This window comes from Citrobacter freundii complex sp. 2024EL-00216, assembly GCF_043945515.1.
GTDB classification, from domain to species: domain Bacteria; phylum Pseudomonadota; class Gammaproteobacteria; order Enterobacterales; family Enterobacteriaceae; genus Citrobacter; species Citrobacter portucalensis.
Genome location: NZ_JBIMRA010000021.1, coordinates 60,390 through 67,330, shown reverse-complemented (window position 1 = coordinate 67,330; position 6,941 = coordinate 60,390). Strand labels below are relative to the sequence as shown.

6 protein-coding genes and 1 pseudogene are annotated in these 6,941 nt (G+C 49.6%); 3 read left to right on the top strand and 4 right to left on the bottom strand.

Annotation, left to right across the window (positions count from 1 at the left end; genetic code table 11):
- The 3 genes and pseudogenes from ACHHZ7_RS20760 to dcp all read right to left on the bottom strand — a co-directional run.
- Nucleotides 1-68, bottom strand: a 68-nt coding sequence (locus ACHHZ7_RS20760; protein WP_096257578.1) for an IS1 family transposase, incomplete at its 3' end; no start/stop codon positions are given.
- Between the two features lie 56 nt (nt 69-124).
- Nucleotides 125-655, bottom strand: a pseudogene (locus ACHHZ7_RS20755) (diguanylate cyclase domain-containing protein); the annotation flags it as partial.
- Nucleotides 656-1,185: 530 nt separating this feature from the next.
- Nucleotides 1,186-3,231: a peptidyl-dipeptidase Dcp gene (dcp, locus tag ACHHZ7_RS20750; RefSeq protein WP_060682228.1), complete on the bottom strand. Its 2,046-nt coding sequence runs from the start codon at nt 3,229-3,231 to the stop codon at nt 1,186-1,188.
- A 137-nt stretch (nt 3,232-3,368) separates the two neighbouring features.
- On the opposite strand from dcp, the gene ydfG reads away from it, so the two are divergent.
- The 3 genes from ydfG to ydfZ all read left to right on the top strand — a co-directional run bounded on the left by ydfG (nt 3,369) and on the right by ydfZ (nt 5,283).
- Nucleotides 3,369-4,115 carry a bifunctional NADP-dependent 3-hydroxy acid dehydrogenase/3-hydroxypropionate dehydrogenase YdfG gene (gene ydfG, locus ACHHZ7_RS20745; protein WP_020996406.1) on the top strand — a complete coding sequence of 249 codons (747 nt, stop codon included), beginning with the start codon at nt 3,369-3,371 and terminating at the stop codon, nt 4,113-4,115.
- Between the two features lie 86 nt (nt 4,116-4,201).
- On the top strand, nt 4,202-4,888 hold the full coding sequence (locus ACHHZ7_RS20740; protein ID WP_003032396.1) for a GntR family transcriptional regulator: 687 nt from the start codon (nt 4,202-4,204) through the stop codon (nt 4,886-4,888).
- Between the two features lie 191 nt (nt 4,889-5,079).
- On the top strand, nt 5,080-5,283 hold the full coding sequence (ydfZ, locus tag ACHHZ7_RS20735; RefSeq protein ID WP_003032393.1) for a putative selenium delivery protein YdfZ: 204 nt from the start codon (nt 5,080-5,082) through the stop codon (nt 5,281-5,283).
- Nucleotides 5,284-5,357: 74 nt separating this feature from the next.
- Here ydfZ and ACHHZ7_RS20730 read toward each other — a convergent pair whose 3' ends face one another.
- Nucleotides 5,358-6,824, bottom strand: a complete 1,467-nt coding sequence (locus ACHHZ7_RS20730) for a mannitol dehydrogenase family protein (protein WP_060682229.1) — start codon at nt 6,822-6,824, stop codon at nt 5,358-5,360.
- Nucleotides 6,825-6,941: the final 117 nt, after the last annotated feature.

Genomic DNA, 6,941 nt, shown 5'->3' with positions numbered 1-6,941 from the left:
CTTTTGCCGTTACGCACCACCCCGTCAGTAGCTGAACAGGAGGGACAGCTGATAGAAACAGAAGCCACTGGAGCACCTCAAAAACACCATCATACACTAAATCAGTAAGTTGGCAGCATCACCGGCCGTAGGTATCGTTAACGTATTTAAAACGATCGATATCTAACAACAATATATAAAGATTAAGCGGTTCGGCATCGAGCAACTGCCGATCAAAAGACTCATCGAGCATTCTTCTGCCAGGTAAACCTGTTAATGCGTCGATATTACTGCGGATACTCAATAAATATATTTTGTAGTCCATTACAGATGAAGTAAATGCCAGCAGCGCATCCTGGAAGCTGTCGAAATGCCATGAATGGCTACGATTCTCCACGATAGCCATTAGCAATTTCTTGCCTGATAAATGCATCTTTTCGTGGGTGGCGCTTATCTTGCTTACGTAACTACAATCATCCTCATTGTACCGTGATTGATTATTAAGCCACTGTCCAAATCGACAAGCAAAATGCGAGTTTTCACCCATAATATCTGGCTGCGTAACATCTGAAGACACCACGCAGCGGAACATTGTCACTAACCATTTGTAGTGGGCATCAATGGACTTGTTCAACTCAATCAAAATTGCATCTATTTCCTTCGTATTTCTCATCATCACGTTCTCCCTCCCTGTTCGAGCGTTTCTGATGGAATTATCTTAACGATAAAAAAGAAAATTTATGTAAATTTTTTAATAGTAATTAATAAGCCGCGATTAACAATAGCATTGCGCTATGCCACTGGTCGCCGCATAGCGTACATCACTCAGTTCATACCAGACTCAAATTGAACACGGCCATTGAGCTTTTTATTTTCGCGGATAGATAAAAACCGCTAAGAAAGCTGATGTGTATGCTTTAAGCTTTTTATAGCTATCTTTTCCGGTTAGAGACCTAAATTGCAAGGTTATTTCTTAGGTAATATAAAAACCGGGCGTTACACCCGGTTGGGGATGCACGAAAAGATAGTGAGCAGTAGGCCGGATAAGGCGTTTACGCCGCCATCCGGCAATCTGTTACAAGCAGCCGGATGGCGCTTCGCTTATCCGGCCTACAGCGTAATTTCCTTTTCAGCACAATGATGAATTTATCGGCGTCATTATGTTTAGCTAAGCTGAATTGAGGACTTTCCCCCTCTGAACAAACCTTACGCGCTCAAACCACGATGTTCCAGCATTGGCTCCATTTTTGGATCACGCCCGCTCCATTGGCGATAAAGTTCAGTTAAATCAGTACCGTTACCGCGGGACAAAATCGCTTCACGGAACTTTTGCCCGTTTTCATGAGTTAATCCGCCCTGCTCTACAAACCACTGATAGCCGTCGTCGGCCAGCATTTGCGTCCACAGGTAGGCGTAATAACCAGCGGCATAGCCGCCGCCGAAAATATGGGCAAAATAGCTGCTGCGATAACGAGGCGGCACAGCCTTGAGATCCAAACCTTCAGCCGCCAGCGCCTGCTGTTCAAATTGATCGACCGAAAGAGATAACGCGCTCTTTTCCAGACTGTGCCAACGCATATCCAACAATGCGGCACTGAGCAGTTCGGTCATGTCGTAACCTTTGTTAAACAGGCTGGCCCGCTGCATCTTATTCCGCAACGCCTGCGGCATTTGCTCCCCGGTATCAACATGACGAGCAAAACGAGCAAAGACCTGCGGATGACTCGCCCAGTGTTCGTTGATCTGCGAAGGAAACTCAACAAAATCACGCGGAGTGTTGGTCCCTGAAAGCGTGGCATAACGCTGAGTGGCGAACAGGCCGTGCAACGTGTGCCCAAACTCATGAAATAACGTAATAACATCATCCCACAATAACAATGCAGGCTGACCCTTTGCTGGTTTTTGATAATTACACACGTTGTAAATAACCGGCCGGGTTTCATTGAGTTGCGATTGCTCAACAAAATTGCCCATCCAGGCACCACCGCTTTTCGATTCCCGGGCAAAGAAATCGCCGTAAAATAACGCCAGCCCTACGCCATCGTGATCGAATATTTCCCATACCCTAACATCCGGGTGATAAACAGGAATGTCGAACCGTTCTATAAATTTTATGCCAAAGAGTTGATTAGCTGTCCAGAAAACGCCCTCGTTCAGCACCGTATCAAGGGCAAAGTAAGGTTTGAGCTGCGCCTCATCAAGTGCATATTTCTCACGACGAACCTGCTCGGCATAAAATGCCCAGTCCCAGGCCTCGACGTTAAATTTCCCCTGTTCGTGATTGATAACATTCTGAATTTCGGCCTGTTCATCCAATGCCCTGGCTCGCGCAGCGGGAACAATCGCCCGCATGAAATTGAGTGCAGCTTCCGGTGTTTTTGCCATCTGATCGGCAATTTTCCAGGCGGCGTAATTGGCAAAACCGAGTAGTTTCGCCTGCTGCATCCGGATCTCGACCAGTCGCTGAATAATCGCCCGAGTATCGTTAGCGTCATTGTTTTCTGCTCTCGTCCATGCGCGGTTGAACAGATTCTCACGGGTCTGGCGATCGCGTAACGCCACAAGCGCCGGTTGCTGAGTCGTGTTCAATAGCGGGATAACCCAACGCGCTTCAAGCCCTTTCTCCTTTGCAGCTTCGGCGGCAACAGCAATTTCCTCTGAGCTGAGTCCGTCCAGGTAACGTGCATCATCCACCACAAGAGCACCGGACTTGTTCGCCGCCAGCAGACGTTGATTAAACTGGCTGGTCAACGTGGCGGACTCTGTATTGAGCGCTTTAAGGTTCGCTTTATCGACCTCATTCAGACGCGCGCCGGCTAATACAAAACGCTGGTGGATGACCTCCAGCAAGCGTAATGATTCGCTATCCAGCCCCAGCGAACCTCGCTGTTGCCAGACCGCTTCAACGCGCGAAAAAAGCGCGCCATTGAGATAAATATCATTGGCAAGGCTCGCCAGTTCTGCGGAAAACTCTTCGTCAAGGCGCTGTAGTTCATCGTTTGTGTGCGCCGCCGTCATCGCGAAGAAAACGCTGGTTACGCGTGTCAGCAAAGCGCCGCTTTGTTCAAGCGCCAGCAACGTATTGGCAAAATCAGGGGCCTGCGGGTTTTGCACAATCGCCTCGATCTCTGCACGTTTTTGCCGCACGCCTTCATCGAACGCTGGGCGATAGTGCTGCACCTCTATCTGATCAAACTGCGGTGCCTGGTACGGCAACGTGCTGTGACGTAAAAAAGGATTCGTTAACGACATCTTTCACTCCTGAAAACGATTTGTTTACCAGAGTAGACTTCCCAGGGATCAACCGCAATCGCGTTACGCAGGAATAGCTCTGAACGGAAATGACGTGCTATGGTAGTACGACATAAAAAGCGTTGAGGAACAGTGAGATGATCGTTTTAGTAACCGGAGCAACCGCAGGTTTTGGTGAGTGCATTACGCGTCGTTTTATTGAGAATGGGCATAAAGTTATTGCCACCGGACGCCGCCAGGAGCGCCTGCAGGAACTGAAAGAGGAATTGGGTGACCGCCTCTATACCGCGCAACTGGACGTACGTAATCGTGCATCGATTGAAGAGATGATGGACGCCCTTCCTGCTGAATGGCGCAATATTGATGTTCTGGTCAACAACGCGGGTCTGGCGCTGGGCCTTGAGCCTGCTCACAAGGCCAGCATTGAAGACTGGGAGAATATGATCGACACCAACAACAAGGGGCTGGTTTATATGACCCGTGCCGTTCTGCCTGGCATGGTTGAACGCAACCGCGGTCATATTATCAATATCGGTTCTACCGCGGGCAGTTGGCCATACGCTGGCGGTAACGTCTACGGTGCGACCAAAGCGTTTGTTCGCCAGTTTAGCCTGAATTTACGTACTGATTTACACGGCACTGCAATTCGCGTTACCGACATCGAGCCGGGTCTGGTTGGCGGTACGGAGTTCTCTAATGTCCGTTTTAAAGGTGATGACGCCAAAGCTGAAAAAGCCTACGAAAATACCACGGCGCTGACTCCGCAAGATGTTACAGAAGCGGTATGGTGGGTGGCTTCTTTACCGGCTCATGTCAATATCAATACCCTTGAAATGATGCCTGTCACACAGTCTTTTGCCGGGCTGAGTATCCACCGGAGCTAATTTCTCTGCCCGGCCTTGTGCCGGGTATAGATAGCCTGAAAGAAGTGATAAAATATCCGGGTTAACTCTCTAAAAAGTAAGAATGAATGACCGTAGAAACGCAGCTCAACCCTACACAGCCAGTAAATCAACAGATTTACCGTATTCTTCGCCGTGATATCGTGCATTGTCTGATAGCACCCGGTACACCGCTGTCGGAGAAAGAGGTTTCCGTACGTTTTAATGTGTCACGCCAGCCGGTACGAGAAGCATTCATCAAACTGGCCGAGAACGGTCTGATTCAGATCCGCCCGCAGCGTGGCAGCTACGTGAATAAAATTTCGCTGTCGCAGGTGCAAAACGGCTGTTTTGTTCGCCAGGCAATTGAATGTGCTGTGGTACGTCGTGCCGCATCGCTGATCAACGATCAACAGTGCTATCAGCTTGAACAGAATTTGCATCAGCAGCGCATCGCAATTGACCGAAAACAGATTAATGATTTCTTCCAGCTTGATGATGAGTTTCATCAGAAACTGGCTTTAATCGCCGAGTGCCAACTCGCCTGGGATACCGTTGAGAATATAAAGGCTACAATTGACCGCGTTCGTTATATGAGCCTGGATCATATTTCCCCGCCTGAAATGCTGCTACGCCAGCATCACGATATCTTTGCCGCCCTTGAGAAGCATGATGGCGATGCGGTCGAGCGCGCAATGATGCTCCATCTTCAGGAAATTGGTGAGTCCGTTCAGCTTATTCGTCAGGAAAATAGCGACTGGTTCAGCGAAGATTAATACTACGCTCACCTCACTCCGGGGTGAGTTTCTCCTGCGTTTTCCCCGCGCCCGCATAACTGCATAAAAAAAGCTGTGATTTTGATCGAAAACAAAAAAAATCATTAACGAGAAGCGTATTTATATTGCGCCCGTTACGTGGGACTAAAAGCCCACGGGCTTTGACGGTAAGTTGGAAAGGAGAAAACACCATGAAAACATACGATCGTAACCGTAACGCAATCACCACTGGCAGCCGCGTCATGATCAGCGACACCGGACTCACAGGCCGCATTACAGCAATAGATACCGATGGCCTGACCGCTGAGCAGATTCGCCGCGGAAAAACAGTGGAAATCGAAGGATGTGAAGGCAAATACGCCCCCCTCGAGCTGATTCGTTTAGGCATGAACTAATTGGTGTGAATGCCAGAAAACACAGCGCCATCTGGCCGTTGCAAGCCAGATGGCGACATAAAACATAATCTTCGTTACTTCAGTTTTGCTGCATACTTCGCAACCGTCGCCTTCGCCCCTTCAGCCAGTAAAGTAAGATACGCTTGTGTGACCTGACGGTTGAACAGTTCAACCTGTGGCAGTTCACGGCCAAAAATAGCATCGATTGCCAGCAGCGCCTGAACGCGCTCTTCGCCCTCGTTGCTGCTACGCACCGCATTCTGGATCACCGGCAACAGTGGATCGCTAATTTCAATCGCCTGGCCCTGTTCATCCACACCACCGACGTAACGCATCCAACCAGCGACACCCAGTGCCAGCAGCGCAAAGTCACTACCGTGCACAATGTGCCAACGAATGGAATCAAGCATACGCTGCGGCAGTTTTTGGCTACCGTCCATGGCGATCTGCCAGGTACGATGACGCAGCGCCGGATTGCTGTAGCGTTCAATTAACAGATCGGCGTAGCGCTGTAGGTCAACACCTTTTACTTTCAGCGTAGGTGCTTGTTCCTGCAACATCAGCGCACGTGCAGCAAGACGATAGTTTTCATCGCCCATGCAATCGTTAATATGTTGATATCCCGCCAGATACCCAAGATACGCAAGGAAAGAGTGGCTGCCGTTGAGCATACGCAGTTTCATCTCTTCAAACGGAATGACATCAGCTACCAGTTCCGCCCCGGCCTTTTCCCATTCAGGACGGCCGGCAACAAAGTTATCTTCAATTACCCACTGGCGGAACGGTTCGCATGCCACGCCTGCCGGGTCGCGTACACCGGTGATATGTTCAATTTTGTCCAGCGTCTCCTGCGTAACCGCCGGGACAATGCGGTCAACCATTGTTGATGGGAATGTCACATGTTGTTCGATCCACGCGGCCAGTTCCATATCTACCGCTCGGGCATATGCAATGACAACATTGCGCATCACATGACCGTTTTCTGGCATGTTATCGCAGGACATCACGGTAAAGGCGGCTAAACCCGCAGCTTTGCGACGCGCCAGGGCTTCAACCACCACGCCCGGCGCAGTTTTAGGCTGTTTGGGGTTTTGCAGATCGGCTGCAATCATCGGGTTGTCTAACATCAGTTGGCCGGTCGCCGGAGAATGGCAATATCCTTTCTCGGTGATGGTCAGGGAAACGATCGCGACCTGCGGTTCACACATCGCTGCCAGTACGCTTTCCAGACCATCAACCTGCGCATGCAATGCATTTTTCACCACGCCCACGACTCTCGCAGTCCAGGCATCAGCAGACATCTCTGCAACAGTATACAGATTATCTTGCTGTTTCAGATCGAAAATCTGCTGCTCGCCGCCAATCAGGTTCACTTCGCAGTAGCCCCAGTCACTGCCGTGATCGGCGGCCAGAATGTCAGCGTAAACACCCTGATGTGCGCGGTGAAACGCGCCAAACCCCAGATGAACAATACGCGGAACCAGTTTTGTACGATCGTAGTCAGGAAGTGCAGCCTTTGCCGCTAAGAGCTTGTTTTGCATGGTATGGCCTACTTATAAATGAAATCAGGACTGTTCCAGAGTAACGCCTGTATGGTTGTATGTTTTGATTTGCATTAAGCTTTTATGATTGGTATGACATCATTTATTGAGTTATAT

Bases quoted from the DNA above. Each gene is read 5' to 3' on its own strand.
- dcp (WP_060682228.1), bottom strand. From the start codon at position 3,231: ATGTCGTTAACGAATCCTTTTTTACGTCACAGCACGTTGCCGTACCAG.
- ydfG (WP_020996406.1), top strand. From the start codon at position 3,369: ATGATCGTTTTAGTAACCGGAGCAACCGCAGGTTTTGGTGAGTGCATT.
- ACHHZ7_RS20740 (WP_003032396.1), top strand. From the start codon at position 4,202: ATGACCGTAGAAACGCAGCTCAACCCTACACAGCCAGTAAATCAACAG.
- ydfZ (WP_003032393.1), top strand. From the start codon at position 5,080: ATGAAAACATACGATCGTAACCGTAACGCAATCACCACTGGCAGCCGC.
- ACHHZ7_RS20730 (WP_060682229.1), bottom strand. From the start codon at position 6,824: ATGCAAAACAAGCTCTTAGCGGCAAAGGCTGCACTTCCTGACTACGAT.